The organism is Streptomyces sp. NPDC058086 (assembly GCF_042885015.1).
In the GTDB taxonomy this organism is placed as follows: domain Bacteria; phylum Actinomycetota; class Actinomycetes; order Streptomycetales; family Streptomycetaceae; genus Streptomyces.
The window spans coordinates 55,581-81,713 of the sequence record NZ_JBHVST010000024.1 but is presented as its reverse complement, the minus strand read 5'-3'; the positions used below and the strand labels follow the sequence as shown (position 1 = coordinate 81,713).

The following is a 26,133-nucleotide window of genomic DNA, read 5'->3' as shown; positions in this document are numbered from 1 at the left end:
GTCGCTCTATACGATGAGGCGTCCGGGGGGGTTGGGGGAGAGACCATTGGGTTGGGCGGTCGACGAGCGTCGCGGTGATGCCGGGGACGGTCATGCGTGCGGCGACGCGTTCGGCGAGGGCCGGTTGCCGTCCGCCGCGAGTGACGCGGAGGGCGTGCGGCCGCGCGGCCCCCTGCGCCGGTTCGCGTTGTTCGTCGGGCGCACGCTGTACGGCGAGTGGCACGGCATCGTCGTGGATCCGGTACGGCAACTCGTGCGCCGTGGGCTGTCCGGACTCCTGTTGGCGTTCGTGGCCGTCTTCGGGGTCATCTTCTTCCACGCACTCGCCCAACATCCCACCGGTGCGGTGATCGTGCGGCTGGCCGGCGGAGTGAAGGCCTGCCTGCCGCTGCCCCTGGCCCTGCTGCGTACTCCGGTGTCGCTGTACGTGCCCGCCCTCGACCTTCCCGTGTGGGCGGGCATCACCCAGCTGTTCTTCGCCTTCGCTCTCGCGGAACTCGCCCTCGGCCGGGCCCGGACACTGGTCATCTCGTACGCCACCACCTTGGCCGGCACCCTCATGGTCCGTGTGATGATCGCGCTCGGCCCGGGCTGGTGGGGGCTCGGCCTGCCGCGCGAGATCGGGCAGGTGCTCGACACCGGGCCCTCTGCCGCGGTGGTGGGTCTGTTCACCTACCTCTCGGTCATCCGGCGCGCCCCCATCGTGTTCGCGCTCACCGGCGGCTCGATGGTGTGGGAGTCGATCGTCAAGCCCAATCTGGCAGGCCGTGAGCACCTGATCGCCGTGGGCGCCGCGATTGTCCTGGCGGTGCTGCACGGACGCTGCCGAAGACTGTGGGTTTCCCTCGGCGCCCTGCTCTTCTCGGCATGGTCAAGAAGTGGCCTGGAGCGGCTGTTCCCGCCACGTGGTGAGAGGCGTACGCAGGGCACAAGGGCTCAACCGCGCTGAGGGTCCCCGACCGGAGACGGCCGGCCCCGTGATCGGTGGAGCGACGTGTTCAGAGGGTGCGGTCGAGGAGGTCGAGCAGGGCTGCCCAGTGGCGTTCGGTGGCCTTGGCGTCGTACGCGGCGGTGTCGGCCATGGTGTAGCCGTGGTGCGCGCCGGTGTAGACCTCGCTGAGGTGGCGGACACCCGCCTCGGTGAACGCCTTGTCGAGGCGCTCGATCTGCTCGGGCGGCAGCGAGGCGTCCTGGTCGGCGTGGCCGAAGTACAGCTCCGCGGTGACCCGGTCGGCGAGCAGGTGCGGGCTGTCGGGGGCGTCGGTCGCCAGCCGGCCGCCGTGGAAGCCGGCCGCGGCCGCGACCCGCTCGGGGTAGGTGCCGGCGGTGCGCAGGGCCAGGCCGGCGCCCATGCAGTAGCCGGTGATGCCGACCGGTCCGTCGGCGGCCTGCGGGCAGGCGGCCAGCCAGGACAGATAGGCGTCGGCGTCGCGCATGGCCAGGTCGGGGGTCAACTCCCGGATGATCGGAAGGAGTTGCTCGAACAGTGCCGGACGGTGGTCCGCGTCGATGACGTCGGGCAGCTCCAGTACCGGTGCCGGCCCGTGGCGGTAGAGGAGGTTGGGAACCAGCACGGTGTAGCCGGCCCCGGCGAGCCGGTCGGCCATCTCCTTCAGCCGGGGGCGCAGTCCGAAGGCGTCCATGCAGAACAGCACCGCGGGGTGGGCGGTGTTGTCGTCGGGGTGAGCCAGATAGGCGTCGGCCGAGCCGTCCTGGGTGGGGATGTTCACGGAGGTTCCCCGTACTTCACGTACCTCGGTCATGGGCGTCCCTCTTCTTCTCGCGGGTGTCTCCAGGGCGTCTTCCGGGAGTTTCGGGGTGCCGCGCGATTCTCCGACGGCCACCTGATCGCGGCGGTCCCGTCGTGCAGTCTGGCACTCGTGGTGCGGTCGGTTCGGCAGGGCCTTGCTGTCGCCCCTGAGGCCGGAGCCGCCATCACGCGCAGACAGATTCCTGGCGCGCCGCCGGACGCGTACGAGCCTGGTACCGGCAGTCCCAGGAAGGCGGGGCTACTGGCTGTGAGCATGGTCCGGTCGCAGGGTGGAGTCATGACGACAACACTCATCACCGGAGCGAACAAGGGTCTCGGCTACGAGACCGCCCGCCGGCTCGTCGCCGCGGGCCACACGGTCTACGTCGGCAGCCGGGACGCCGAACGCGGACGCCGGGCCGCCGAGCAGCTGGGCGCACGGGCCGTCCAGCTCGATGTCACCGACGACGCGTCGGTGCGGGCCGCCGTGAAGGCCATCGAGGCCGAGGGCGGGCTCGACGTACTGGTCAACAACGCGGGCATCGAGTCGAGGGGCGAGGGCAACTCCGTGATCGGCGCCGCGGATGTGACCGCCGACGTGATGCGGGAGACGTTCGAGACGAACGTCTTCGGCACGGTGCGCGTCACCCACGCCTTCCTCCCGCTGCTCCAGGCCTCGGCCGCCCCGGTGGTGGTCAACGTCAGCAGCGGGCTGGCCTCGCTGGCCCGGGTGAGCGATGCGGGCACCCCGGCGTATGCCTACCCGGGCGTCGCCTACCCGGCTTCCAAGACCACCGTCAACATGATCACCGTGCAGTACGCGAAGGCGTTCCCGAACATGCGGATCAACGCGGTGGAGCCCGGCTTCACCAAGACCGACCTGAACGGGAACACCGGCATCCAGACCGTCGAGCAGGGCGCCGAGATCATCGTGCGGACGGCGCAGATCGGCCCCGACGGTCCCACCGGGGGCTTCTTCGACGCCGAAGGCACCCTTCCCTGGTAGTCCCAGCCGGTATGTCACCACGTACGCGTGCCAGACGCTGCGACCGCCACTCAGCCCCACCGCCCCACCGAACCAACAGGAGCATCGACATGACCGTGGAGTCTCTTCCCGGCGGAACGTTCACCATGGCCAAGGACCTGACGGTCACCCGCATGGGATACGGCGCCATGCAGCTCGCCGGTCCGCACGTGTTCGGGCCGCCGGCCGACCGGGACGCGGCCGTGGCCGTTCTGCGTGAGGCGGTCGAGCGGGGGATCACCCACGTCGACACCTCCGATTTCTACGGCCCGTACGTCACCAACCAGATCATCAAGGAAGCGCTGCACCCCTACCCGGCCGGACTGCACATCGTGACCAAGGTCGGAGCGCTGCGGGACGCCGAGGGAGGCTGGCCGAAGGCGCTGTCGCGCGACGAGCTGCGCCAGGCCGTGCACAGCAACCTCGACAACCTCGGTCTGGACGCACTCGACGTCGTCAACCTGCGGGTCGGAGGGCTCGACGCCCCCGAGCCGGGTTCGCTCGCCGAGCCGTTCACCGTGCTCGCGGAGCTCCAGCAGGAGGGGCTGATCAGGCATCTCGGTGTCAGTACCGTCTCCGCCGAGCAGATCAAGGAAGCCCAGTCCATCGCGCCCGTCGTGTGTGTGCAGAACTTCTACAACCTCGCGAACCGCGCCGATGACGCGCTGATCGACTCCCTGGCCGAGCAGGGCATCGCCTACGTGCCCTACTTCCCCATCGGCGGTTTCTCCCCGCTGCAGTCGGACACCCTGCACGCGGTCGCCGGCCGGCTGGGGACCACTCCGGTCGCCGTCGCCCTGGCCTGGCTGTTGCAGCGTTCCCCGAACATCCTGCTGATCCCCGGCACCTCCTCGGTGGCACACCTGCGCGACAACATCGCCGCTGCCGCCCTGGTCCTTCCCGGGAAGGAGCTGGCCGAGCTGAACGGGATCGCGGTGTGAGGAATGTGGGGTCGTTACGCCGTGAGGCACGGGCGTAGCGGCCCCACGGCGGTGTCCGGCGCGCCGTGTGCCTGCATCGTTCGATACGAACTTGTTTTTCACGAACATGTTCGTTATCCTTGTGCGGCATGACTCCAGAGAAGTCCGCTCCGATCAGCCGACGGGAACGCCCGGCGAAGCCCGCCCTGACCAGGCAGGGAATCATCGACGCCGCGCTGGCGATCCTTCGTGACGAGGGACTGGGCAAGGTGACGATGCGCCGCATCGCGGCGGCCCTCGACACCGGGCCCGCCTCGCTCTACGTCTACGTCCGCAACACAGGGGATCTGCACGCGCAGATCCTCGACTCCCTGTTGGGGCCGGTGAAGGTGCCCGCGCCGGAGGCCGGTACCTGGCGGGACCGGATGAAGGCGCTGCTGGCCAGCTATGGAGAGGTGCTCTTCCGGCATCCGGAGATCGCCCGGATGGCGATGTCCACGCAGCCGAGCGGCCCGAACTACCTGGCGCTGGCGGATGCGATCCTCGGTCTCCTCGACGAGGGCGGGGTGTCGGGCCGGGAAGCGGCCTGGGCCATGGACCTGCTGCTGCTGTATCCCACCGCCGTGGCCGTCGAACACAGCTCCCCGAAGTCCGCCACGCAGGAGGCCGAGTTCTCCGCCCTGGCCGCGAAGATCGCCACGGCGGACCCGGCGCGCTACCCCCACATCGCCCGGCTCGGCGACACGCTCGTCTCGGGAGACGGACCGAGCCGCACCGACTGGGCTCTGGACGTCATCCTGGACGGAGTCCTCGCCGCGGCCTCTCGTGCCTAGGCCGAACAGCGCGGCTGGTGAGAGTGGGGTGTGTGTTTCCCCTGTGTTGCAAGTCGCGCCCGAATGTATGTCTAGGGTTGATCCGTAAGCGCGGGAAACCGCGAGGGCCGTGACCAGGCCCTCGGAACATGTCTCCGGCCGTACGGACAACGCGAGTTGAGTGCCTCGTACCTGAGCGTGGTTGTCGTTGCGGCAGGCGCATGAGTGCCGGAGCCCGCGGGGAACGCCCGCGGTCTGTGCCGCGGGTGCGGGAACGACAAGGGGTGTTGATGGAAGGCGCGGATCTTCCAGTGGGGGACCGGTGCGCGCCGGTTCGTGACGTCGCCGATCAGTTGGCGCGGTAGGCGCCTGTGCGGTGGGACGAGGGCCGGAAGGACGCGGGGGGATCGACATGGGAGCAGGACCCGGAGCAAAGTCACCGCGGAACGGGTGGCCGCGGCGCGGGACGGGCCGTCCCCTGGGTCATGCGACAGGAACGCAAGGGCATACGTCCCCATATCGTCGTCCTGGCGGCGTGGACGTTGCTCTGGTTCCTGTTGGTGCAGAGACACGGGGGGATCTCCTGGCACTACCTGCGAACCGGAGGCGAGCTGCTCTTCGGCGCCGTTCCCGGAGGCGGCCTGGCCATCTACGCCAACCATCCGGAGTTGCAGATCGGCCCCGTGAGCTTTCTGGCGGCCGCGCTGTTCGCTCCGCTGCCACCCCACGTGGCGGAGGTGCTGGCTGAGGCGGTGATGTCCGCGCTCGGCCTCTACATGCTGGTTCTGGTCGGCCGCAGCGCCGCCGACCACAACCGCGGCACGGGACTCAATCACCGCCGACTCCAGCAGCGAGTGCTCGTGGCAGGGGTGGCCTTCATTCCGATGTGGGTCGAAGTAGCGGTCCGTTTCGCCCACTTGGACGACGTACTCGCGCTGTTCTTCACCACTCTGGCCGTACGAGCCCTGGTGCGGGGCCAGGGGCGCACGGTGGGCATCATGCTCGCGCTGGCGGTGGACTCGAAACCCTGGGCGCTGGCGTTCGCGGCTCTGCTGCTCGCCCTGCCGGCCGCGCAACGACGCAACTCCGCGCTCTGGACGGTCGGCCTGGTGGCCGTCGCGTGGCTGCCGTTCTACGTCACCCATCTCAACTCGGCAGCCGCCGCCCGATTCACCATCGCCAACCAGCCTGCCTCGGCGCTGCGTTGGCTGGGCGTGCTGGCCCCGGCCACGCCCTGGTGGGACCGTCCTGCCCAAGTACTCCTGGGACTTGGTCTCGGCGCCCTGGCGGTACTCAGAGGCCGCTGGCCCGCGGTCGTGCTGCTCGGCGCCGACGCCCGCATCGCACTCGACCCGAGCGTCTACACGTACTACAGCGCCTCGATCCTGCTCGGCACCCTGCTGTGGGACGCGGTCGGGCAGCGCCGCCTGGTGCCGTGGTGGAGCTGGATCGCCCTGCTCTCCCTGTACGGCAGCACCCTGCTGGTGCCCTCCGACCGCGTCTGCGGCCTGATCCGGCTGGCGTTCGCCGCCGGTTCGGCGGCCTACGTCCTGCTGGGGCCCGTGCCACGCCGCCGGCGACCCGTGCCGCAGGCTCCTTCTCCGGCGTCCCCCCAGGTGTGAACGCCGCCGCGGTGACCATCCGCAGGGATGAATGGGTTGATGAATGTCACACAGCCAAAAACCTCCGAATTCAGACATACCGCTATTTACCGCGCACCTGGGTCTCTTCCGTCCCTGTAGCGTCGCCGTCATTCGGGAATCGGGATGTGCCTGTGAACGGGCTCCCGATGTGACCGCAGACACAGAGCAGGGAATCTTCATGCCGGACATGCACGCACTGCGCCGCGCGCGGCGCGGACTGGCCGCGACCGCGGCCGCCGGGACGGTGCTCACGGCGCTCTTCGCCGCCACCCCGGCCCGGGCGAGCACCGCCGACGCCACCTCCGCCGCCGCCACCGTAGGTGGCTCCCAGGTGAAGTGCACCTCGCAGCGGCCGGGGCTCGCGGCCCGGCTGTCGAAGGACATCGCGGGTGCCCTGCACGGACGGGACCGCGCCGCGGCGCTCGCGCTGTACGACCGCACCACGGGGACGTCGTGCAGCTTCCGGGCCGACACCGCCTTCGACTCGGCGAGCGTGGTCAAGGTCACGATAATGGGGGCGCTGCTGCGCCAGACCATGGAACAGCACCGGGCCCTGACCGCTCGCGAGGTGGAACTGACCACCGCCATGATCACCAAGTCGGACAACGACGCGACGAACGCCCTGTGGCACCAGATCGGCCACGCCGGCATCCAGCACTTCCTGAGCTTGGCAGGGATGGGGGACACCGTCCCCGGGCCCAAGGGCTACTGGGGGCACACCCAGGTCACGGCCGAGGACCAGCTGAAGCTGCTCCGACTGCTCACCTCGGACAACTCCGTCCTCGACCGGGACGCGCGTACGTACGCCCTCCGGCTCATGAACCGGGTCGTCCCCGAGCAGCGTTGGGGGACGCCGGCCGGGGCTCCCGCGACGGCGACCGTTCAGGTCAAGAACGGCTGGCTGCCGCGCGACACCCACGGCTGGCGGGTGCACAGCGTCGCTGTGTTCACCGGCGGCGGTCACGACTACGGAATGGCCGTGCTCTCCCAGGACAGCCGCACGATGGCCGACGGCGTCGCGACCGTCGAGGGCGCCGCCCGTGCCGTCAACCGGGACCTGAACACATCAACTGCCGCGTAGGTATTCCCCTTTCGCGCCGATCAGCCGGACGTTAGGGTGCGGGCAGCGAGTGTGATCCCCGAGGAGTCGAGACATGGTCGGTCGTCCGAGCGCGCGTTGACGTCGTAGGCCCAGAGCGGCCCGTCATCGCGTGCTGCCCTTGATGCGCGGCACAGCGAGCCTTCCCCCACCTGAACCGTCGGCGTCCTCGTCGTGCGCCGGGTGGCGGGCTCTGTCTTGCGCGACCCAAGGGGTTTCCTGTGCCGGACGCTTCCTCCTGTCCGTCCTCCTCATCTGCCTCATCCGGCTCGTCCGCCTCATCCTCCTCGCCATCCTCCGCGTCCGGCTCGGGGCGTGCTGTTCCGGGGGCCCTCCGGCGGGACGCCGACTTCCGCCGGCTGTGGGTGGGGCAGACGGCCTCCCAACTCGGCGAACACGCGAGCCTGGTGGTCCTTCCGCTCATCGCGGTTCTGACACTCGACGCCGATGCCGGCCGGTTGGGCGTCCTCCGCGCGGTGGGGCAGGCACCGATCCTGCTGTTCGCGCTCCTCGTCGGCGCGTGGGTAGACCGATGGCGGACCCGCACGGTGATGGTGCTGGCGGACCTCGGCCGGGCCCTGGCGCTGGGCGGCGCCGCTCTGGCCGGACTCCTCGGCGGGCTCGGCATGCCGGCGCTGCTCGTGGTCGCCTTCACGGTCGGGGCCCTGTCGGTGTTCTTCGACGTGGCATACCAGGCGTCTCTCGTGCGACTGGTGAAACGCGACCGGTTGACGTGGGCCACCAGCGCGATCGAGGGCAGCCGCTCGGCGGCGCAGATCGTCGGCCCCGCCCTGGGCGGCGCGCTGGTGTCACTTCTGTCGGCGCCGATCGCCGCCGCGTCCTGCGCCGTGTCCTTCGTGCTGTCGTTCTTGTCGATCCGGCGGATCCGGCGCCGCGAATCGGTCCCCGAGTACTCGGGGCGGGCCCCTCGGGTCTGGCGCCGGATCCACGAGGGCCTGCGCTTCGTCGCCGGGGACACCTACCTACGGACCGTGGGCCTGGCCTCGGCCGCCTTCCAGTTCTCCTTCGCGGCGACGATGACCGGCTATCTGCTGTTCCTGCCAAGGGACTTGCACCTGTCGGGCGGCGTCGTGGGGCTGACACTCGCCGCTACGGGGCCGGGCGCGCTCCTGGGTTCCGTGCTGGCCGCCCGGCTCCCGGGCCGGTTCGGTCACGGCGTGGTGCTCGTGGCGGCGGCGGCGCTCGGCGACGGCGTGATGCTGTGCGTGCCCGCGCTGCGCGGCCCCTCCGCGGTGACGATCCCCTCGCTCGTCGCGGTCAACTTCGTGTTCGGGACCTTCGGTCAACTGGTGAACGTCACGGTCATGGCCGTGCGGCAGGCCGTCACCCCGGACGGGATGCAAGGCCGCGTGGCTGCGACGATCACGTTCGTCGGCATGGGGGTCACCCCGCTCGGCTCGCTGCTCGGCGGCTTTCTCGCGGGGGAGTGGGGGCTGCGCACCAGCCTTCTGGTGACGGCCGCCGGCATGACGCTGTCCCCGGCGCTGATGGCCCTGTCCCCACTCGCCCGCCTGGGACGCGAGCTGCCCACGCGGGACGTGCCGCGCGGCCATCGCCCCCCTCCGCCCGGCTGAGCTGTCGCGGGGGCGGCGCTGAGCCGTCGGGGCCGCTCACCTCGCCGTCGTCGACCCGTTCGTGTAGCGGTCGCGCATGGCGGGGCTCGCCGCCGGGCCCGCCGTGAAGACGAAGGCGTCGCTGTCGTCGAGCCGACGGCCGGTCCTGGCGTCGACGACGACGGGCTCGACCTCCTCGCCGCTGTCCGCGTCGACGAGGATCATGCTGCGGTCATGCGGCGCCAGCCGGGAGTTGCCCCAGGCGGCCAGGGCGACTATCACCGGGCGGAGCGAGCGACCGAGCTCCGTCAGGACGTACTCGTGGCGTACCGGGTTGGTCTGGTACGGCCGACGCTCCAGCAGTCCGTCCGCGACGAGGCTCTTGAGCCGGGCCGTGAGCATGCTGGAGGAGATTCCCAGGTTCTCCTGGAACTGGTCGAAGCGGGTGTAGCCGTCGAAGGCGTCGTGGAGGATCAGCAGCGTCCACCACTCGCCCACGTGTTCCACCGTCGTGGACAGCGGGCACTCCCGGTCCTCCAGCCTGATCCGGCTCGCCACGGCGACCACCCTTTCAGTTACTGCTAAAGTCGAAGTTAGTAGCTTCTATTTTAGCAGTAAGTGAAGAGCGGAGCCCGCCATGCAGCACGACCAGCCCCAAGTCATCGCTCCGGACACCCTGCCCGAGGTGATCACCCGCTACCTCACGGCGCACCGCGCCCACGACACCGCCGTGGCCATCGCCACGTTCATCCAGGACGCCACGGTGATCGACGACGGCAACACCTACCAGGGCACCGCCGCCATCGAGCGGTGGCTGAACCGGTCGGCGACCGAGTTCACGTACACCATCGATCTCACCGGGGCCGAGCGCACCGACGCGAGGCACTACACCGCCACGCACCACCTCGAAGGCGACTTCCCCGGCGGAACCGTCGATCTGCGCTACCGGTTCACGCTCCGCGGCGACCTCGTGGAACGCCTCGTCATCGAACCCTGAACCGACTCCACCTACTGGAGCGAGGCCAGTTTCCGGAGTATCAGGGCGGAGAGCGGCGTGGGCAGGGTGCGCAGGGTGCGGACCAGGGTCGTCGTGGTCCAGGGGAAGTACGCCTGAGCCGGTTCTCTTTCCAGGGCGCGTACGACGTGTCGTGCCGCACTGTTCTGGCTGATCTGGAAGGGCTTGGGGAGACCGTCGGCGCCGACGCGGTCGGTTGCGACGAAGCCCGGGTGGATGCTGGTGAACCGGATGCCGCGGGGCGCGAGTTCGACGCGTGCGGTGTCGATGAGGGTGCGTGCGGCGGCCTTCGCTGCCGAGTACGGGCCCTGGCGGGGGATGCCCATCAGGCCGGCCAGCGAGTTGGTGTGCGCGATCAGGCCTCCGTTGCGCTGGGTTTTCATCTGTGCGATCAGCGGGACGAGGTAGTGGACGACGACGTCGTAGTTCAAGGCGGTGATCCGTGCGATGTCGGCCACGGTGACCTGGTCCATGGACATGTCCGGTCCCTGGCCGGCGTTGAGGAGCGCGATGTCGACGGATCCGTACTCCGCGACGCACGCGGCCACCACCGCGGAGGCCGCCCCCGGGTCCAGGGCGTCGGCGGCGATGTCCAGGCAGGCGCTGCCTGCGGCTCGGATCTCCTGGGCCACGGAGGCGAGTTCGGGGGCGCGCCGTGCCGTGATGACCAGCCGGTTGCCGCTGTGCGCGAGTTGGCGTGCCACCTCCGCGCCGATGCCCGAGGAGGCGCCGACGATCAGGACGGTTCGGCCGGTGACGCGGGTCATGGTGTCACCTTGTCCGCAGGACGGGCCGTCACAGGAAGTGCCGGCCCTCACCCCGGTACGTCGGTACGGTGTCGACCACCTCGCCGCCGCTGACCAGGTGGAGTTCGCCGACCCGCTCGCACAGTTCACCTGCCTTGGCATGCCGCAGCCACACCCGGTCGCCGATGCGCAGGACCTGCGCGGGCTTGCCGAGCAGCGGGGTCTGCACCTCGCCCGCCGCTTCGGTGGCGGTGACGCGCAGGCCGGGGGGCCAGGCCAGGGTGGGCAGCCGGTCCTTGCCGGGCGGGCCGGAGGCGATCCATCCGCCGCCCAGGAGCGTCGCGATCTTCGGGGAGGGCCGGCGTACGACGGGCAGCACGAAGTACGCGGCGGGGACCGGCCGGAAGGACCGGTAGAAGTCGAACAGTCCGGGACCGTACAGGCCGGAGCCCGCCGCGAGTTCGGTGACGGCGTCCTCCCGCGTGGTGGTCTCCAGGCTGCCGGTGCCGCCGCCGTTGACGAACCGCAGCGGGGCGACGGCACGTACGGCGGCGACCGCGGCCTCCCGTCGGTGGCGCAGTTCCTCGACGGACGAACGCTGCATCGCACGCACGACGGCCCGCTTGAGCAGGGAACCGGGCTGGTTGTCGCCGAGGCCGGCGACCTGGCCCTCGTACCCCATGATCCCGGTCAGTTCGAAGCCCGGACGGGCCGCGACCTCGCGGGCGAACGCGGCCGCCTCCCGCGGGGTGTGCACCGGGGACCTGCGCGGCCCGAGGTGGAGTCGGCCGCCCGCCAGTCGCAGGGCGGCGTCCAGCTCCAGGCAGACGCGGACACGGGTCTGCCTGGGGCCGGTCGCGGCGTCCACGAGGTCCAGGTGCTCGACGGAGTCCACCATCAGGGTGATCCGGGAGGCGAGCCGTTCGTCGGCGGCGAGCCGGCGCAGCGCGGTGGCGTCGGTGGTGGGGTAGCCGACGACGACGTCCTCGAACTCCTCGGCCAGCCACAGGGCTTCGGGCAGCGTGAAGCCGAGGATGCCCTGGAACCCGGGGCGGGCGAGAGCCCGGCGGATGAGGGCGCGCGACCGCAGCGACTTGCTCGCGAGCCGTATCGGTTTGCCGCCCGCGCGGCGTTCGAGGTCGACGGCGTTGGCGTCGAAGGCGTCCAGATCGATGACGCCGAAGGGTGGCTCCAGGCCCGCGGTCGCCGCCCGCAACCGGTCGAAGCGCCCCTGTTCCGCGGAGGCGGGCCGGGCCGGGGTGGTGGCGGTGTCGGTGGTCATCGGCTGTCTCCTCGCTCGCGCACCACGGCCGTGGCCGGGGTGATGCTCCTACTGCGGCGTTCCGCCATGGCCGCCACCTTGGGAATCACGAAGCGCATCAGCCGGGGGAACACCCCGGCGACCCGCTGAACGCGTCCGCCGACGGCGGGGTGGACGACTTCGACCGGCTTCTTCACGATCGCGTCGACGATGACCGAGGCGACCTTCTGGGGGGTGAGCGGCTTCTCGGCGAAGGTGATCACCGCACTCGGGTCGGCCATCTCCTGCTCCAGCATCGGCGTCCGGGTGCCGGGCGGGTGGATGATGCTGAACGTCACCGGTCCGCCCCGTTCCTCGATCGCCACGCTGTGGTGGAAGGCGCGCAGCCCGTGCTTGGTCGCGCCGTAGGTGGTGTAACCGGACAGCGGCAGGAACGAGCTCATGCTGCAGACCGTGATGATGTGCCCGTGCCCCTGGGCGCGCATCCGGGGCAGCGCGGTCAGCGTCCCGGCCATCGGGCCGAGCAGGTTGACCTCGACCATGTGGCGGTGCTGCTCCAAGGACAACTGGCGTGCGTATCCCGTGTGGATGATCCCGGCGTTGTTGACGAGAACCTCGACAGGGCCGAGCCGGGCCGCGACGGCGTCGAAGGCCTCCTCCCAGGCGTCCCCGTCACGGATGTCGAGGGAGACGGCGCAGGCGGCGGGGCCGAGCCGGTCGGCGAGGCGGGTGGCCCCGGCCAGGTCGATGTCGGCGAGGGCGACCCGGTGGCCGCGTCGCACCGCCTCGCGCGCGGTGGCGGCGCCGATGCCACTGGCCGCGCCGGTCACCAGGACCACGCTCATCGTGGCCTCCCCTCGCGGGTGCCGCCGCTGCCGAACGAGGTGTCGTGGACGCCGGCGCCCGTTCGATGTCCGTGCATGTGAACTCCCAGGAGGCGGGCGGGGGATGGACCCGTGGACGGAGTGCGTGTGTCCGCGAGCGGAAGGGCGGCCCCGCTGCCGGGGGGAGGCCCGTGCGCCCGCGGTCACGACGGCAGGACGTACGCCTCCAGCCGTGCGCCGTCGAGCTGTGCCGCGCGCTCCGGGTCGTCGGTGGGGACGGTGGCGGCGTACAGGGTGTCGCCGCGCGGGCCCGCGACCAAGCAGCTGAGCGTGCGTTGGCTGGTGGCGACGCGGTCCAGGATCGTGCCGCCGGGACCGACCCGGACGCACTCGCCGCGCAGCGCGTTGGCGACCCAGGCCGTGCCGTCCTTGCCCGGTGCGATGCCGTCCGGGGCGATGGGGGTGTCGGAGCGGTCGGCGATCGCCTGGTGGTCCAGCAGGGAGGAGACACGCCGGGTGATCCGGCCGCGCAGCCCTGGATGGTTGAGGGACTTCCACAGCCAGGCCGGGACCAGTGGAGCCCAGGGGCGTGGCGGGCCGAGTCGTCCGTCGGGCAGCACGGGCAGTGCGGTGAGCCGCATCGCCAGTGTCTCGGCGACCAGCAGCGTCCGCCCCTCGTCGATGAGGATGCAGCCGTTGGGGAACTCCAACGGCTCGCTCAGGCCCAGCAGTTCGCCCTCCGGCGACAGACAGGCGAGCGGGGCCCTGGGCGGTCCCGGCGGTGCGTAGAGCATGGCGTTGGGCTGCTGTCGGACGAAGCCGTGGTAGTCGAAGCCGAAGTTGCCCACGTAGGCGCGGCCCTGCCCGTCGACGAGCATGTCGTTGACCGGGCCGCCTGCGATGTCCCCGAGGTCCGCGTGCACGGCCAGGGAGACGTCCGGCTCCAGCCGGTGGACGCGGTGTCCGTCCATCGAGACGACCAGCATCCGCCCGTCGGGCAGCCAGCCGAGGCCGCCGGCCCGGCCGGGGACCTCCACCACGGTCTCCGGCTTCCCGAGGGTGTCCCAGCGGTGCACCGTCCCGTGGGCGAAGTCGCAGAACCACAGCGCGCCGTCGTGCCAGCGCAGGGACTCCAGCGTGCCGAATCCGTCCAGAACGACAGTGGCTTGCGGTCGCACTTCCGCCTCCAGAGGGGACTCGCGCCAGGTGTCAGGTGCCGCTACGGTCGCCCACCGCCAAGAAGTAAGTCAAGAGTCTTGGACGCTTGACTTACTTCTCGGGCCCAGCCGCGCTCCGAGCCGACGCGCGGCCCGTGGGTCTGGCTATCCTGACGGACGAACCCGCAGGTGAAGAGGGGAGATCGTGTGTCCCGTATGGCGGCGAGCGACCGGAGGGCCGAGCTCCTCGAGGCCGCGATCCGGGTCATGACGCGTGACGGAGTGGCCAAGGCCACCACCCGTGCGATCGTCAACGAGGCCGGTATGACCCTCGGGGCGTTCCACTACTGCTTCGACTCCAGGGCGCAGCTCCTCGAACGCGTCACGGAGACCCTCACCGAGCGGTATGTCGCCGAGGTCCGGGGCCTGTTCGCGCCGCACAAGGACATCCGCGACAGCGTCCTCGACAGTCTGCACGCGTTCTGGAAGGGGTTCGAGGCCAACCCCGGCGAGCACCAGATCAGTTACGAGCTCACCCAGTACGCGCTGCGCAATCCCGGCTTCGAGAACATCGCCAGGAGGCAGTACGAGATCTTCCTGGCCGCCTTCGCCTCCCTGCTCGAACTGGCCGCCGACAACGCCGGGATCGAGTGGACACAGCCCGTGCCGATCCTCGCTCGGTACGTGCACTCGGTGATCGACGGCCTCAACATGACCTGGCTCGTCGACCGCAACAGCGAACACAGCCAGGCGGTTCTGCACCTGCTCGCCGACCACCTTCTCCAGTACGCCCGGCCGTCGGCCGCCTGACACGCGCGCCGTCGGCGGCTTGGAATGGGATATGATCGATCTTGAGCAGACCGCCGGAAGTCTCGGCGGCAGGCCTCGCGTTGGTGGTCCAAGGAAAGACGCCCCGCTTCCTGTGGGGAGATGCAGGTGCAAGGCCTGCCCGGCGCTCCACAGAACCCCGTCCCCGGTGCTCCGGAGGCGGGGTTCGCTCGTTGTGGCCGGTGCCGTCAGCGGTCCCGAAGGGGCGCGTTCGAGGTGCGGGTCCGGGACAGGACGCCGGATGCCGCGGGCGATACCTGGGTGACACCGGCGGGTGCTTCCCGCGCGGCGCTCAGGCCCTGCCCTCGGTGCGCAGGACCAGGTCGAGGAGACCCGGGAAGCACTCGTCGAACTCGGCGCGGCGCAGCCGGTTGAGCCTCTTGGGTCCGGCGTCGCGCTGCTCCAGGAGGCCGGCCTCGCGCAGTACGGCGAAGTGGCGGCTGAGGGTCGCCTTGGTGACCGGCACGTCGAAGCTCCCGCACGCCCGTTCCCAGTCGGCGGCCCCGGCCAACTCCCTTACCAGGGTCTGGCGGACGGGGTCGGCGAGGGCGAGCAGCGCCGTCTCCAGCGGTACGTCGCGCGGAGGAGTGTGGACCGGCGGCGTCCGGTGACTCGCGGCCGCGGTCGGCTGTCCGCTCTCCACGGTCGCCCGTCCGCCCCGTGCGGTCGACTCTCGGCTCTGTGCCGCCATGGCTGGTCGCTCCGTCCCGACTCACTTGGTCCGTGACACGTGCCGTACACGGATTGCAGAGTGTTCGATGATCTGCGTACACTCGAACTGTTCGCTTGTAGACGAACAGTCTACCGGAGCCCGTTGCGTACCGCCCGGCTCCGCGCCCCCACCGCCCTCCGGCACGTCGGAAGGAAATCCGTGCCTCAGACCCAACCCCACCAGGCCCGGCCGGGACTGACGCTGTTCGCGGCCTGCCTCGGCTTTGTGGTCGTCATCCTGGATGTCAGCGTCGTGAACGTCGCCATCAAGGCGCTCGGCGCGGACTTCGGCGGCAGTCTGTCCGGTCTGGAATGGGTGATCAACGGCTACACGCTCACCTTCGCCGCCTTCCTCCTGACCGCCGGTGCCATGGGCGACCGGTACGACCCCAGGCGGATCTTCATGGCGGGCTTCGCGCTGTTCGCCGTGACATCCCTGGCCTGCGGCGCCGCTTTCTCGCTGGTCGCCCTCGTCACCGCCCGCGTGGTCCAGGGCGTCGGCGCCGCGATGATCGTGCCGTCCTCCCTGTCGATCGTGAACACCAACTTCCCCGACCCGGCGGAACGCACCCGCGCCGTGAGCCTCTGGGCCGCGGCCGGCGGACTCGCCCTCGCGCTCGGCCCGGTCGTCGGCGGCCTGCTGGTTGACTCACTCGGCTGGCGCTCGATCTTCTACGTCAACGTCCCCGTCGCCGCCGTCGGCATCGTGCTCGTGCGGGCCTACGCCCGGCCCGCCCCCGCCCGCGACGCCTCGGTCCGCCGCTCGCTGGACCTGCCCGGTCAACTGCTCGCCGTCGTCGGCCTGGGCACGTTCACGGGAGCGATCGTGGAGGCCAACGCGCAGGGCTGGTCCTCGGTCACCGTGCTGACCTGCCTGGCCGTCTGCCTGGTCGCGCTGATCGGCTTCCTCGCGGTGGAGCGCCGCAGTGGCGACCCGATGCTGCCCCTCCACCTGTTCGGCAGGGGGGCGTTCAGCTCCACGTCCCTCATCGGCGCACTCCTGAACTTCGCCTTCTACGGCCTGATCTTCGTCTTCAGCCTCTTCTTCCAGCAGGTCTGGGACTACTCGCCCATCGGCGCCGGACTCGCGTTCCTCCCGATGACGGCAGCCATCATGATCGCGAACCTGTCGTGCGGTCCGCTGGTCAAGCGCTACGGTGCCCGGGCCGTGATGATCACCGGAAACAGCCTGGCCGTCGTCGGCTACCTGGCCACGGTCCCGGTCGTCGACTCGGGGGTGTACGCGCAGATGATCGCGCAGTTCGTCGTCGCCGGATTCGGCCTCGGCCTGGTCGTCCCGTCCATGACGAACGCCATGCTCGGCTCCGTGGACCCGGCCAACGCCGGTATCGCCTCCGGTGTCCTCAACGCCTCGCGTCAGCTGGGCGGCCTCACAGGGGTCGCGGTGATGGGCCTTCTCGTCGGCCAGACCGCCTCCGACCACTTCCTGTCCGGGCTGCGCGCGGCCCTGCTCTGCGCCGTGGTGGCCCTCGCGATCGGAGCGGTGCTCAGCGCGGTCGGCCTGCGCAGGCGGCAGGCGGCCACCGCGACGGCACCGGTGACCACTGAGGTCGAGCCCGAGGCCGCTCTGAAGACCGCCGACGCGCGCTGACGGCCGCCGCCCGGTTGCCCTACCGGAACGGGTTCCCGCATATGTGACAGATCTCTTCTCCAGCGACCTACCGGCCGGTATACAAGCGATGTTGAGCGTGCAAGGAACGCCGCGTCAGTGTCGACGGAGGAGAGATGATGAAGCATCACGTGGTCCGGGGCGATGCCACCCGAAGACGACGACACGCCTCCGCGCTGGGAGCCGCCCTCGGTTGCGGCGTCCTTCTGCTCGGTGTCGCCTCCGCGTCTCCCGCCGTCGCGAGCGGATCGCACTCCCACCGGGGAACCGACTACGTGGCGCTCGGCGACTCGTACACCTCCGGACCTCTGATCCCTCGTCAGGTGGACGCCAACTGCGCCCGCTCCGACCAGAACTACCCCTCGCTCGTCGCGACGCGGCGGTCGACCAGAACGTTCACGGACGTGAGCTGCGCCGGCGCGACGACCGACAACATGTGGAAGGCGCAGGGAACCAACGGACCCCAACTGAACGCCGTCGAGCGCTCCACGGATCTGGTGACCGTGCAGATAGGCGGCAACGACGTCGGCTTCGGCTCCATCATCGGCACCTGTGCCGCGCTGAGTTCAAAGGACCCGTCGGGCAACCCCTGCCAGCAGTACTACAACTCCTCGGGCTTCGACCAGCTGACGCTGAACATCATCGAGACGGCTCCCAAGATCGCGCGGGTGCTGCGTGCCGTGCACGACAGGGCGCCGCACGCCCGCGTGCTCGTGGTCGGCTATCCGGACCTCCTGCCCGACGACGGCAGCGGCTGCTATCCGTCCGTCCCCTTCGCCGCCAAGGACTTCGCCTACCTGCGTGACGTCGGGAAGCGGCTCAACCTGATGATGCGCACGGTGGCCCGGTTCAGCCGTGCCGAATACGTCGACACGTACGAACCCACCGTCGGACACGACATGTGCAAGGCACCCGCCGACCGGTGGATCGAGCCGCTGCAGCCCGCTTCACCCGCCGCCCCCGCACACCCCAACGCCAAGGGCGAGGCGGCCATGGCCGAGGCGGTGATCCGGCGGCTGTAGCCCCCCGTGCCACGCGATTCCCACACGCTCCACGGACCAGGCATGTTTACAGGACCTGTCCAGGGTCACACGGGTCAGTGAGCACCTGACGTCGAGAGCGCCGAGAGGTGAGTGAGTTCCGTGGCTCGCGACCAGAAAGCCAAGGCGAAGGCCGAGCAGGCCAAGGGCAAGATCAAGGAAACCACGGGCCGTGCCGTGGGCAACGAGCGCATGACGGCCGAGGGGCGTGTGGAGAAGGCCAAGGGCGACGCGCGCCAGGCGAAGGAGAAGACCAAGGACATCTTCCGCGGCTGACGTCCGGCCGCTCGTGGGGCGGACGGCGTACGCGGAGCGGGCACGCGCGCCGGGCGGTGGAGGATCGTAGGCTTTCCCCGCCGAAGATCGTAGGCTTTCCCCTCCGGCGACTGTGTGGGGGAGCCATCTATGACCACGGCCAGGGACCTCTTGATCACCGCCATGGACGTGGACCCGGACCGCCCCGTGGGGCAGGGCGACCTGTCCCTCGCACTCGCCGGAGCCGAGGTGATCGACCTCCTCGCCGCTGACGCCGTCCACCTGGACGGCGACCGCCTCGTGCCGGCACCGGAGCCGACGACGGAAGACCGCCTCCTGGCCGAGGCGGCGTCCTCGCTCGTACGCCAGGTGCCCTACGAGCCGGTCGAGGACTGGCTGTGGCGCAGGGGGCGCGGCCTGGCCGCGGTCCATCTGGCCGCCCTGGAGGCGGACGGCCAGCTGACCCGGCAACGCCAACGCCGACTGCTTTTCGGAGCCGTCCGGATGGTCGTGGTCGATTCGCCCGCCCGGCGCCGGGCCCTGCACCGCTGGGCCGCCGACGAGCCCGTCCTCGTCTCCCTCGCGGCGGCCGTCGGGATTCCGGCCGAGCAGGGCGCCGACGGTCCGGTCGTGACCGACGACGCGGTGACGACCGTGCTGGCCGCCGTCAACGACGCGGTCATGGAACTGGAAGCGGTACGCCAGCGCCGGTCCATCGAGAACGCGGCGTTCGCCAACCTCTGGCGAGGTGCGTGATGCGAGCGGGCGCGCCGCGACACGCCGGTTTCAGCGGGTGGCCTCGGGCCGGCGCCGGTTTCCGGTAGCGATCATTCGCCCTTGCCGGGCTGGTTCTCGGGCGTGCCGGTGCCGGCACCGGTTCCGGTGTCAGTGCCCCTGGCGGTGCCCCGGTCCGGCGCGTCGTCGCGGGCCGCACGCCGTGCCCGTACGGTGCCCGCGACCCGCTGGAACGTCCGCGTCAGCTGGTGCAGCGGGTTCCCGTCCTGGCCGGCGGTCGCCTCGTGCGCGCCGGACGCCGTCGTCCGGAGGTCTCGGAGGTCGGCCAGCGCCGCATGCGCGAGTTCGGTCGCCTCGCGGTACTGGTCGCGCGATTTCGTCATGGCGTCGAGTGCCTCGGCGTACACAGCCACCAGCGCCCGTGCCTCCTCCAGCGTCAGCAGCTTCCAGTCCTCCCGGAGGCCGGTGAGGGCGTCCTGCGCCGCCTCCGTCAGCGGCCGGGGCAGTGCCGCGTGCCGTACGACCTTCTCCAGGAGCTCCGTCGGCTCCGAGCCGTCGAGGAACACACTGCGTACCGTGGAGTCCTGCTCGTCGTACCCGGGCCGGGCGGGGGAACCGGGCAGGATCACGGCGCCACCGCGCGGTACCCGTACACCCAGGTCGTACAGCGCCCAGTTGACCGTCTGGAACTGCTCGGGCGCGGCGCGGTGTTCCACGACGCGGTGACGCAGACCGGGCGGGAGCAGCCGGGCCAGCGGCAGGCGACCGCGTTCGTCGGTGGTCATCGCCTCGTGGATGACGACGTTGATGCTCCAGCTGTGCTGCGCGGCCTCCTTGAGCAGGCGGCGCAGCGCCTTGTCGTCCTGCGGCAGCGGGTTGATGTCCCGCAGGCGGAGCCCGGCCACGATGTCGTGGTCCCAGGGGATCTCGTGTCCCTCGGGCCAGAACATGGTCGCGGGAGAGGGCCACGCGAGGTCCCAGGGCCGTTCCGCCTCGGCCACCAGCGTCCAGCGGCTTCCCTCGGTGGCGTGATCGCGCCCGTCCGTCGTGAGCCGTGCGCGAACCGTGACGGCGTCGTCGACCTGCCAACGTGCCTCGAAGACATGCCCCTCGGAGTCAGAGGAGCTCTCCGCCTCCAGGAAGTCGTGGATCGTCTCGTCGGCCTTCAGCCTCCGCAGGTTCTCCCTGAGGATCTCCTGCGGGGCGGGCCCGACATGGCGCCCGCCGGCCAGCCAGACGGTTTCCGGAGCGGTGGCGCGGGCGGTGGAAGGCTTGGGCATGAGTCACTTTGCGGTGGGAGGCGGCGTGCGCACCCAGTATGGTCAGCGCAGGTGGCGAGCCGGGCGGCGAGGTCCGCGCGGATCACGTACATCCCCTATTGCGAAATTCCGGCCGTTCCAGTGCCTTATGTGCGCTTTGGGGTCTTGATTGATGTGGCGCAGTCCGTCACGCCGCGCGCAACGCGCTGTGGATCGCCTTCTGCCCGGCGAAGAAGATGGACTCTTCGCGTATCGAGGCACCCGGGCTGGGGGCGTGGATCATCATGCCGTTGCCGGTGTAGAAGCCGACGTGGCTGACGTCGTCGTAGAAGAAGATCAGGTCGCCGAACTGGATGTCGGTCAGGGGAATCGCCGCACCGGCGGTCGCCTGCCCGTGCACGGTGCGCGGGAGCGCGACTCCGGCGGCCCTCCAGGCGGCCTGAACGAGGCTGGCGGAGTCGTACGAGTCCGGTCCGGTCGCGCCCCAGACGCACGGCTTGCCGATCTGCGTGCGGGCGAAGGCAAGGGCCTTGGCGGCCTTCCCGCCGTACGCCGACTCCGCGGCGCCGACGGGGCTGACCGTGTTGACCGCGCCGGTGCCTACGGGCACACCCGAGGCCAGGGGCATCCCCGCACCGAGCGACATGTCCGCGCCGAAGGGCATTGCCGTACCCATGGAGATGTCCGTGCCGAGGGGCATTGCCGTACCCATGGACATGTCCGCGCCGAGCGGCATCCCCGTACCCATGGACATGTCCGTAGCCAGCGGCAGGCCTCTGCCGAGGGACATGTCCGCGCCGGGAAGCATCCCCGCGGCCAGCGGCATCCCGGTACCGAGGGACATGTCCGCGCCGAGGGGCATTCCCGTACCCATGGACGCGTCCGTGCCGAGGGGCATTCCCGTACCCATGGACGCGTCCGTGCCGAGCGGCATCCCTGTCCCCATGGGCATGTTCGTGCCGAGCGGCATCCCGGTACCGAGGGACATGTCCGCGCCGAGCGCGGTCGGCTGCTGTCGCTGCCACTCCGCCGCCTGGTTGCGAGCCTGATCCTCCGGGGTGGGCCAGACACCCTCGGCCGGACGTGACTCGATCGCCGCGGGCCCGGGGTTCCACTGTGCGGCGTGCTTGGACACCAGCTCACGGGCCAGCGCCAGTTTCCGCTGGATCTTCTCCTTGGACGTCTTCAACGAGGACTGCCCCGGACCGGCGGGCAGCGCGGGCAGCAGGGCCGTGGCGGCCTCCTGCGCAGGTTGTGGCGCGGGCACCGGCGCGGCCGGCAGCGCGGCGACGGCCCTGGCCGTCAATTCGGCCACGGGCCCGGCGGCCGCCTCGGCGGAGGGGCCTGCCGTCAACTCCAGAACCGGGCGGGCGGTCAACTCCCGCCCACGGTTGGTGAGCCCGTCCTCCGGCCGCTTCGCCGGGCCCGTGGGCCGCGCCTCGGCCGGGCGGTTCGGCATCCGGTCGGCCGGCAGTCTGGCCGGTGCGGACGGACCCAGTTGCGTGCGCGCCGCGTCGAACCAGGTCTTGGTGATGTCGTCGAGGGCGGGGTCGCGGCGCCTGCGCGCGGTTTCCGGCGCCGGGTTGACGCGGCCTCGGCTCCCTGTGGTCATCGCGCGGGTCCCGTTGACGAACCCGACGGCGTTCTCGGCCTGGTCGTAGAGGGAGCTGATCCGCTGCTGCACCTCCTCGCGGCTCGGACCGTCCGCGCCACTGAGGGCGGCCGTCGCGCGTGCGGAGTCGGGCATGCCAGGGAGGCTGCCGCCTCCAGGGCGCGGGGTTCGTTCCGGCGCCATGGGAGCCGTACTCCTTCCGTACTCCGCCTACCGGGTCGGCCGTCGGGTTCGGGCGGAAGATTCCGGAAGGCATGCCCTACGGCCCTTGCCCGAGTGGGCAGTTGGGCCGATTCACCCCAAGGTCGGTTGGGTCCTGGTTCCGGTTGCCGCGGGGGCATCGGATTCGGCGGAGGTCGCGCGACCCGGCGAGGTTCGCCGGAGGGAGTCGTGCGGCCTGCCGCCAACTTAGCCAATTTGTGTGCCTGGTGTGAAGATTGGAGCGCGAACTGTCCGATATGTAATTGTGACCTTCGTCTACGTGTCCCGGCTGCGACCAGGATGTCGTACGACCGCCGTGCGCCCCATGGTCGCCGCGAGCGTCCGCAACCGGCGCCAGTCCAAGGGGGGTTGGGCCTCGGGTACACCGGGCCGTTCCTTGGGGACGCGGACGCGCAGAGCGCCGGGTTCGACGCGGCAGTGGACCGGGGCGGGCAGGACCAGGGCCTCGCCGTCGATGCCGGCCTCGATCTCCGCGCGGTCGGCGTCGATGACCACCTCGCGGGTGGTCAGGACCGCGAGTCCGTTCGGCGCGGGGTCCAGTACGAGCGCGGCGGCCTCGGCCGCGCTGTCCACCGTGATGCCGAGGACGCCGAGCAGCCCGGAGTCGAGGCGTTCGCGGCGGCCGAGACCGGCCGGATCGTTGGTGCGGTAGGGGTTGTTGCTCACCAGCACGGCCTGCGGGGCGTCGAGCGTGGTGTCCGCGGCGCGGGCGGTCAGTCGCGGCCCGCGCTGGCGGGTGAGCAGGTCGGGCAGGAGGTCCAGGATGGTGCCGATCTTGTCGTCACGGTACGCGGGGCTCTGCACGACCGCCGCGTACGCGCCGAAGGAGGCGTTGTTGACGAACGGGTGACCGCCGGCGAAGCCGAGGTCCACGCGGAGTTCGACGCCGTCGGTCAGGGCGTCCAGGCAGGTCGCCGGGTCGTCGCGGTCGAGGCCGAGGTCCATGGCGAAGTGATTGCGGGTGCCGGCGCAGACCACCAGGAACGGCAGACCGTGTTCGGCGGCGACGGCCGCGACCAGCGCCTGGGTGCCGTCACCTCCGGCGACGCCGAGCAGATCCGCGCCGTCCGCGACGGCGGCCCGGGCCAGCGCGGTGACGTCCTGATGCTTATCCGGGTCGAGGAGCACGACCTGCGCGCCGAGCCGCTCCGCCTTCTCCCGCAGCCCGAACTTCGCCACCTTGCCGCCGCCGGAGTGCGGGTTCATGAGGAGGAAGGGGCGCCGCGGCGGTGATGCCCTGCGTTCCTTCGGGCGCGGGGGGCGTGTCCGGTCGCTCCGAAGGGCGTACCGGCCGCTCCAGACGGCCACGGTCCACAGCGCCAGGGACACGGGGATGGCCCAGAGCAAGCCTGCCACGCCGAACAGGGTGAGCACCGCGCCGGGCGCGAGGGCCGCCAGCACGGCCGCCACCCAGCGGAGCGGGCCGCGCCGGGTCAGCGCCCACCACAGCGCCGCCGCCGTGACAGCCACGCCGAGGAGCGCGGCCAGGAGCAGCAGTATGCCGTCCACGCCTCCGTAACCGAGTGGCAGCAGGACCGCCAGCGCGGCCGCGACCAGCGCGGCCCTGGCCGCCCACCGTTTCCCGTGGCCGACCTGCCCGCTCGCGTCCACACCCATCGACACACGTTGTATGCAACCGCCGGGTCAGGCCCCGCGCAACCGCCACGCTCCGCGAGGGCAGGCGCCGATCGGTCCCGGCCCGGGCGATTCACCGAACCCTGGGCCCACCCCTCGGGGCCGGGACCGTCGCGGCTGATGCACCATGGGCGGCGGCGAGCCCCGGCGGTGCGCCGGGGAGGGGCAGTGGTGATGAGTGGGCAGCGCGGCCGTGTCCTGGTCGTGGACGACGACGCGGCGATCCGCCGCTCGCTGGAGCGCGGACTGAGGCTCGGCGGATTCGCCGTGGACCTGGCCGACGGGGGCCGGCCGGCCCTGGCGGTGGCCCGGCGGACACCGCCGGACGTGATCGTGCTGGACATCTCGATGCCCGACCTCAGCGGCATCGAGGTGTGCAGGACACTGCGGGACGAGGACAACGACGTACCCGTGCTGATGCTCTCCGCACTCGACGAGACCGCCGACCGGATCGCGGGCCTGCAGGCGGGCGGGGACGACTACCTCGTCAAGCCCTTCGCCCTGCAGGAACTGGTCCTGCGCCTGGAGGCACTGCTGCGGCGCAGGCCGCCACGGGACAGCGGCACCGTACGGGTCGGCGGGCTGCTCCTGGATCCCGCCGCCCGGGGGGTGAGCCTCGACGGGCGGCCGGTGGAACTGACCCGACGCGAGTTCGAGCTGCTCCACTTCCTCGCCCGCAACGCAGGCATCGTGCTCAGCCGGGACCAGCTCCTCGATCGCGTATGGGGCTACGACTTCGAGGTGCGCACCGACGCGGTGGACACCTTCGTCAGCTATCTGCGCCGCAAACTGGAGACGTCGGGGCGCTCCCGGATCATCCACACCGTACGAGGCGTGGGCTTCGTCCTGCGCGACGACGACCCGGGGGAGCGGCCGTGAGACTGTCCACGCGGATCGCCCTGGCCGTCGGCGCCACCGTGCCCGTACTGGTTCTGGCCACCGGCTGGCTGCTGCTGCGGCTGGTCGCCGCGGATCTGCACGACCAGCAGGACACGCATCTGCGTGAGCGCGCGGTGGCCGTCGCCAAGGACGCCCGGGGGCTGCTGCGCGCGAGCGCCGCCGACCGGTCGGCGGCGGTGGAGCAGGCCCGCGAACGTCGGCTTTTCACCTCGGCCCTGGACGTGGGCGTACGGCTGATCGGCCCCGAGGGGTCCTTCACGGGCGGCCCGCAACCGTCGGCCGACGTGGCGCTGCCCGCCAGGGCTCCCGTCCCGGTCACCCTCCGTGCCGACGGCAGGAGCTGGCGGATCCTGTCGACCCGGGTGACCGGGTCGCACCCGGGTGTGCGCGGCACCCTGTGGCTGTTCGCGTCCGACACCGCCGCCGACACCCAGGTGCGCCTGGTCCGACGGCGCGCGGTGACCGTCGCCCTGCTCGCCGCACCGCTGTCCGGGCTGCTCGCCTGGGCCGTCGCCACCCGGGCGAGCACACCGCTGCGCCGTCTGCAACGCCGGGCGAGCGGCCTCGACCCCCGTTCCAGTTCCACCCGCCTGGACCACACCCCGACACGGATCGCCGAGGTCGACGACCTCGCACACACCCTGCAGACCGTCCTGGCCCGCTACGACGAGCAGGCGGCCAGGACCGCCGAGGCACTGGCCACCGCCCGCTCCTTCGCCTCGGCGGCCTCGCACGAACTGCGCACCCCGCTGATGAGCATGCAGACCAACCTGGAGATCCTCACCGAGCATCCGCAACTCGCCGGACCCGACCGCGACGAAGTGCTGCACGACCTGAGCCGCGAACACGCACGCCTCCTCGGGGTCCTCGTCATGCTGCGCGACCTCGGCCGCGCAGACCTCGTCGAGGCGGACGCCTTCGGCCCGGTCGACCTCGCCGACCTCGTCGAAGCGAGCACGGAGGAACAGCGGCGACGCCATCCGCACGCACGGGTGGCCGGCCACTGCGCACCGGGGCTGCGTGTGCACGGCTGGGAGGCGGGACTGCGGAGCCTGGTGGACAACCTGCTCGTCAACGCCCTGGTCCACGGACACACGGACGGGCAGCCCCCGCAGGTCGAGGTGACCTTGCGCGCGAGCGGCGCCGACGCGCTCCTCGTCGTCGACGACCGGGGCCCGGGCATCCCGCCCGCGCTGCGCACCGAGGTCTTCGAACGCTTCCGCCGCCGACCGGACAGCCCCGGCTCCGGCCTCGGACTGACCCTGGTCGCCCAGCAGATCGCCCTGCACCGGGGCGGGATCCGGGTACTGGACCGGCCCACGGGTCCGGGCACCCGCGTCGAGGTCACCCTGCCGCTGAGCGCAGGCGTCGCGGACGCGGGGGCCACGCTTCCGCTCCCGCGCAACTGGATGATCACGACCGCCGACCGGCCACAAGAATTCCACAAAGACGGCTCCTAGCTTTCCCGGCGAGAGGGCAGT

The 26,133-nt window shown here is 71.1% G+C and carries 25 protein-coding genes and 1 riboswitch; of the genes, 15 read left to right on the top strand and 10 right to left on the bottom strand.

Features of this window, described 5'->3' with window-relative positions:
* Positions 1–187: 187 nt before the first annotated feature.
* Entirely contained in the window at positions 188–949 is a 762-nt protein-coding gene (locus tag ACFVWD_RS20720; protein WP_389597932.1) for a hypothetical protein, read from the top strand.
* A gap of 49 nt (positions 950–998) precedes the next feature.
* On the opposite strand, the gene ACFVWD_RS20715 is transcribed toward ACFVWD_RS20720, so the two are convergent.
* Positions 999–1,763: a dienelactone hydrolase family protein gene (locus tag ACFVWD_RS20715; protein ID WP_389597875.1), complete on the bottom strand. Its 765-nt coding sequence runs from the start codon at positions 1,761–1,763 to the stop codon at positions 999–1,001.
* Positions 1,764–2,048: 285 nt separating this feature from the next.
* Between ACFVWD_RS20715 and ACFVWD_RS20710 the strand changes: the two genes are divergently transcribed.
* The 6 genes from ACFVWD_RS20710 (at position 2,049) to ACFVWD_RS20685 (ending at position 8,843) form a co-directional block, all read left to right on the top strand.
* A complete protein-coding gene (locus ACFVWD_RS20710; RefSeq protein WP_389597873.1) occupies positions 2,049–2,756 on the top strand; it encodes an SDR family NAD(P)-dependent oxidoreductase in 708 nt (235 codons plus the stop codon).
* 89 nt (positions 2,757–2,845) lie between these two features.
* Positions 2,846–3,715: an aldo/keto reductase family oxidoreductase gene (locus ACFVWD_RS20705; RefSeq protein ID WP_389597872.1), complete on the top strand. Its 870-nt coding sequence runs from the start codon at positions 2,846–2,848 to the stop codon at positions 3,713–3,715.
* A gap of 128 nt (positions 3,716–3,843) precedes the next feature.
* Positions 3,844–4,527: a TetR/AcrR family transcriptional regulator gene (locus tag ACFVWD_RS20700; RefSeq protein ID WP_389597870.1), complete on the top strand. Its 684-nt coding sequence runs from the start codon at positions 3,844–3,846 to the stop codon at positions 4,525–4,527.
* A gap of 464 nt (positions 4,528–4,991) precedes the next feature.
* On the top strand, positions 4,992–6,128 hold the full coding sequence (locus tag ACFVWD_RS20695) for a hypothetical protein (RefSeq protein WP_389597868.1): 1,137 nt from the start codon (positions 4,992–4,994) through the stop codon (positions 6,126–6,128).
* Positions 6,129–6,336: 208 nt separating this feature from the next.
* Positions 6,337–7,230 carry a serine hydrolase gene (locus tag ACFVWD_RS20690; protein WP_389597931.1) on the top strand — a complete coding sequence of 298 codons (894 nt, stop codon included), beginning with the start codon at positions 6,337–6,339 and terminating at the stop codon, positions 7,228–7,230.
* Between the two features lie 239 nt (positions 7,231–7,469).
* On the top strand, positions 7,470–8,843 hold the full coding sequence (locus tag ACFVWD_RS20685; protein ID WP_389597866.1) for an MFS transporter: 1,374 nt from the start codon (positions 7,470–7,472) through the stop codon (positions 8,841–8,843).
* A gap of 36 nt (positions 8,844–8,879) precedes the next feature.
* Here the strand turns inward: ACFVWD_RS20685 and ACFVWD_RS20680 are convergent, their stop codons facing one another.
* Positions 8,880–9,380 (bottom strand): winged helix-turn-helix transcriptional regulator, encoded by a 501-nt coding sequence (locus ACFVWD_RS20680; protein WP_389597864.1) that lies wholly within the window; start codon positions 9,378–9,380, stop codon positions 8,880–8,882.
* Between the two features lie 79 nt (positions 9,381–9,459).
* Here ACFVWD_RS20680 and ACFVWD_RS20675 point away from each other — a divergent pair, with 79 nt between their 5' ends.
* On the top strand, positions 9,460–9,819 hold the full coding sequence (locus ACFVWD_RS20675; protein ID WP_389597863.1) for a nuclear transport factor 2 family protein: 360 nt from the start codon (positions 9,460–9,462) through the stop codon (positions 9,817–9,819).
* A gap of 11 nt (positions 9,820–9,830) precedes the next feature.
* Here ACFVWD_RS20675 and ACFVWD_RS20670 read toward each other — a convergent pair whose 3' ends face one another.
* The 4 genes from ACFVWD_RS20670 to ACFVWD_RS20655 all read right to left on the bottom strand — a co-directional run bounded on the left by ACFVWD_RS20670 (position 9,831) and on the right by ACFVWD_RS20655 (position 13,846).
* Positions 9,831–10,604 (bottom strand): SDR family NAD(P)-dependent oxidoreductase, encoded by a 774-nt coding sequence (locus ACFVWD_RS20670; RefSeq protein ID WP_389597861.1) that lies wholly within the window; start codon positions 10,602–10,604, stop codon positions 9,831–9,833.
* Between the two features lie 28 nt (positions 10,605–10,632).
* Positions 10,633–11,865 carry an amino acid deaminase/aldolase gene (locus ACFVWD_RS20665; protein WP_389597859.1) on the bottom strand — a complete coding sequence of 411 codons (1,233 nt, stop codon included), beginning with the start codon at positions 11,863–11,865 and terminating at the stop codon, positions 10,633–10,635.
* Positions 11,862–12,689 (bottom strand): SDR family NAD(P)-dependent oxidoreductase, encoded by an 828-nt coding sequence (locus ACFVWD_RS20660; RefSeq protein ID WP_389597858.1) that lies wholly within the window; start codon positions 12,687–12,689, stop codon positions 11,862–11,864. The genes ACFVWD_RS20665 and ACFVWD_RS20660 overlap by 4 nt, the downstream gene beginning before the upstream one ends.
* A 182-nt stretch (positions 12,690–12,871) precedes the next feature.
* Positions 12,872–13,846 (bottom strand): SMP-30/gluconolactonase/LRE family protein, encoded by a 975-nt coding sequence (locus ACFVWD_RS20655; protein WP_389597856.1) that lies wholly within the window; start codon positions 13,844–13,846, stop codon positions 12,872–12,874.
* A 195-nt stretch (positions 13,847–14,041) separates the two neighbouring features.
* On the opposite strand from ACFVWD_RS20655, the gene ACFVWD_RS20650 reads away from it, so the two are divergent.
* Entirely contained in the window at positions 14,042–14,635 is a 594-nt protein-coding gene (locus tag ACFVWD_RS20650; protein ID WP_168500874.1) for a TetR/AcrR family transcriptional regulator, read from the top strand.
* A 310-nt stretch (positions 14,636–14,945) separates the two neighbouring features.
* On the opposite strand, the gene ACFVWD_RS20645 is transcribed toward ACFVWD_RS20650, so the two are convergent.
* The gene (locus ACFVWD_RS20645; RefSeq protein ID WP_384919895.1) at positions 14,946–15,344 is read right to left on the bottom strand and encodes an ArsR/SmtB family transcription factor; all 399 of its coding nucleotides are present in this window, start codon (positions 15,342–15,344) and stop codon (positions 14,946–14,948) included.
* A 180-nt stretch (positions 15,345–15,524) separates the two neighbouring features.
* Here ACFVWD_RS20645 and ACFVWD_RS20640 point away from each other — a divergent pair, with 180 nt between their 5' ends.
* The 4 genes from ACFVWD_RS20640 to ACFVWD_RS20625 all read left to right on the top strand — a co-directional run bounded on the left by ACFVWD_RS20640 (position 15,525) and on the right by ACFVWD_RS20625 (position 19,045).
* Entirely contained in the window at positions 15,525–16,976 is a 1,452-nt protein-coding gene (locus ACFVWD_RS20640) for an MFS transporter (protein WP_389597854.1), read from the top strand.
* Between the two features lie 137 nt (positions 16,977–17,113).
* Entirely contained in the window at positions 17,114–18,016 is a 903-nt protein-coding gene (locus ACFVWD_RS20635; RefSeq protein WP_389597929.1) for an SGNH/GDSL hydrolase family protein, read from the top strand.
* A 120-nt stretch (positions 18,017–18,136) separates the two neighbouring features.
* Positions 18,137–18,310 carry a CsbD family protein gene (locus ACFVWD_RS20630; protein ID WP_075025472.1) on the top strand — a complete coding sequence of 58 codons (174 nt, stop codon included), beginning with the start codon at positions 18,137–18,139 and terminating at the stop codon, positions 18,308–18,310.
* A gap of 129 nt (positions 18,311–18,439) precedes the next feature.
* Positions 18,440–19,045, top strand: coding sequence for a GPP34 family phosphoprotein (locus tag ACFVWD_RS20625; protein WP_389597852.1), 606 nt, complete (start codon positions 18,440–18,442; stop codon positions 19,043–19,045).
* Positions 19,046–19,116: 71 nt separating this feature from the next.
* Here the strand turns inward: ACFVWD_RS20625 and ACFVWD_RS20620 are convergent, their stop codons facing one another.
* From ACFVWD_RS20620 to ACFVWD_RS20610, 3 genes are all read right to left on the bottom strand, one after another.
* A complete protein-coding gene (locus ACFVWD_RS20620) occupies positions 19,117–20,304 on the bottom strand; it encodes a hypothetical protein (RefSeq protein ID WP_389597850.1) in 1,188 nt (395 codons plus the stop codon).
* Between the two features lie 166 nt (positions 20,305–20,470).
* Entirely contained in the window at positions 20,471–22,030 is a 1,560-nt protein-coding gene (locus ACFVWD_RS20615) for an NlpC/P60 family protein (protein ID WP_389597848.1), read from the bottom strand.
* A gap of 56 nt (positions 22,031–22,086) precedes the next feature.
* A riboswitch (cyclic di-AMP (ydaO/yuaA leader) is annotated at positions 22,087–22,257 on the bottom strand.
* A gap of 115 nt (positions 22,258–22,372) precedes the next feature.
* Positions 22,373–23,734, bottom strand: coding sequence for a diacylglycerol/lipid kinase family protein (locus ACFVWD_RS20610; RefSeq protein ID WP_389597846.1), 1,362 nt, complete (start codon positions 23,732–23,734; stop codon positions 22,373–22,375).
* A gap of 192 nt (positions 23,735–23,926) precedes the next feature.
* Between ACFVWD_RS20610 and ACFVWD_RS20605 the strand changes: the two genes are divergently transcribed.
* Positions 23,927–24,631 (top strand): response regulator transcription factor, encoded by a 705-nt coding sequence (locus ACFVWD_RS20605; RefSeq protein WP_389597845.1) that lies wholly within the window; start codon positions 23,927–23,929, stop codon positions 24,629–24,631.
* Complete coding sequence (locus ACFVWD_RS20600; RefSeq protein ID WP_389597843.1) at positions 24,628–26,112, top strand: sensor histidine kinase; 1,485 nt, start codon at positions 24,628–24,630, stop codon at positions 26,110–26,112. Before ACFVWD_RS20605 ends, ACFVWD_RS20600 begins: the two co-directional genes overlap by 4 nt.
* Positions 26,113–26,133 lie beyond the last annotated feature (21 nt).

What these genes read in the sequence shown, in the direction of transcription:
- ACFVWD_RS20635 (WP_389597929.1), top strand. Translation starts at nt 17,114, where the DNA reads ATGAAGCATCACGTGGTCCGGGGCGATGCCACCCGAAGACGACGACAC.
- ACFVWD_RS20650 (WP_168500874.1), top strand. Translation starts at nt 14,042, where the DNA reads ATGGCGGCGAGCGACCGGAGGGCCGAGCTCCTCGAGGCCGCGATCCGG.
- ACFVWD_RS20715 (WP_389597875.1), bottom strand. Translation starts at nt 1,763, where the DNA reads ATGACCGAGGTACGTGAAGTACGGGGAACCTCCGTGAACATCCCCACC.
- ACFVWD_RS20700 (WP_389597870.1), top strand. Translation starts at nt 3,844, where the DNA reads ATGACTCCAGAGAAGTCCGCTCCGATCAGCCGACGGGAACGCCCGGCG.
- ACFVWD_RS20710 (WP_389597873.1), top strand. Translation starts at nt 2,049, where the DNA reads ATGACGACAACACTCATCACCGGAGCGAACAAGGGTCTCGGCTACGAG.
- ACFVWD_RS20695 (WP_389597868.1), top strand. Translation starts at nt 4,992, where the DNA reads ATGCGACAGGAACGCAAGGGCATACGTCCCCATATCGTCGTCCTGGCG.
- ACFVWD_RS20615 (WP_389597848.1), bottom strand. Translation starts at nt 22,030, where the DNA reads ATGCCCGACTCCGCACGCGCGACGGCCGCCCTCAGTGGCGCGGACGGT.
- ACFVWD_RS20675 (WP_389597863.1), top strand. Translation starts at nt 9,460, where the DNA reads ATGCAGCACGACCAGCCCCAAGTCATCGCTCCGGACACCCTGCCCGAG.
- ACFVWD_RS20610 (WP_389597846.1), bottom strand. Translation starts at nt 23,734, where the DNA reads ATGGGTGTGGACGCGAGCGGGCAGGTCGGCCACGGGAAACGGTGGGCG.
- ACFVWD_RS20705 (WP_389597872.1), top strand. Translation starts at nt 2,846, where the DNA reads ATGACCGTGGAGTCTCTTCCCGGCGGAACGTTCACCATGGCCAAGGAC.
- ACFVWD_RS20645 (WP_384919895.1), bottom strand. Translation starts at nt 15,344, where the DNA reads ATGGCGGCACAGAGCCGAGAGTCGACCGCACGGGGCGGACGGGCGACC.
- ACFVWD_RS20670 (WP_389597861.1), bottom strand. Translation starts at nt 10,604, where the DNA reads ATGACCCGCGTCACCGGCCGAACCGTCCTGATCGTCGGCGCCTCCTCG.
- ACFVWD_RS20665 (WP_389597859.1), bottom strand. Translation starts at nt 11,865, where the DNA reads ATGACCACCGACACCGCCACCACCCCGGCCCGGCCCGCCTCCGCGGAA.
- ACFVWD_RS20660 (WP_389597858.1), bottom strand. Translation starts at nt 12,689, where the DNA reads ATGAGCGTGGTCCTGGTGACCGGCGCGGCCAGTGGCATCGGCGCCGCC.
- ACFVWD_RS20620 (WP_389597850.1), bottom strand. Translation starts at nt 20,304, where the DNA reads ATGCCCAAGCCTTCCACCGCCCGCGCCACCGCTCCGGAAACCGTCTGG.
- ACFVWD_RS20625 (WP_389597852.1), top strand. Translation starts at nt 18,440, where the DNA reads ATGACCACGGCCAGGGACCTCTTGATCACCGCCATGGACGTGGACCCG.
- ACFVWD_RS20605 (WP_389597845.1), top strand. Translation starts at nt 23,927, where the DNA reads ATGAGTGGGCAGCGCGGCCGTGTCCTGGTCGTGGACGACGACGCGGCG.
- ACFVWD_RS20690 (WP_389597931.1), top strand. Translation starts at nt 6,337, where the DNA reads ATGCACGCACTGCGCCGCGCGCGGCGCGGACTGGCCGCGACCGCGGCC.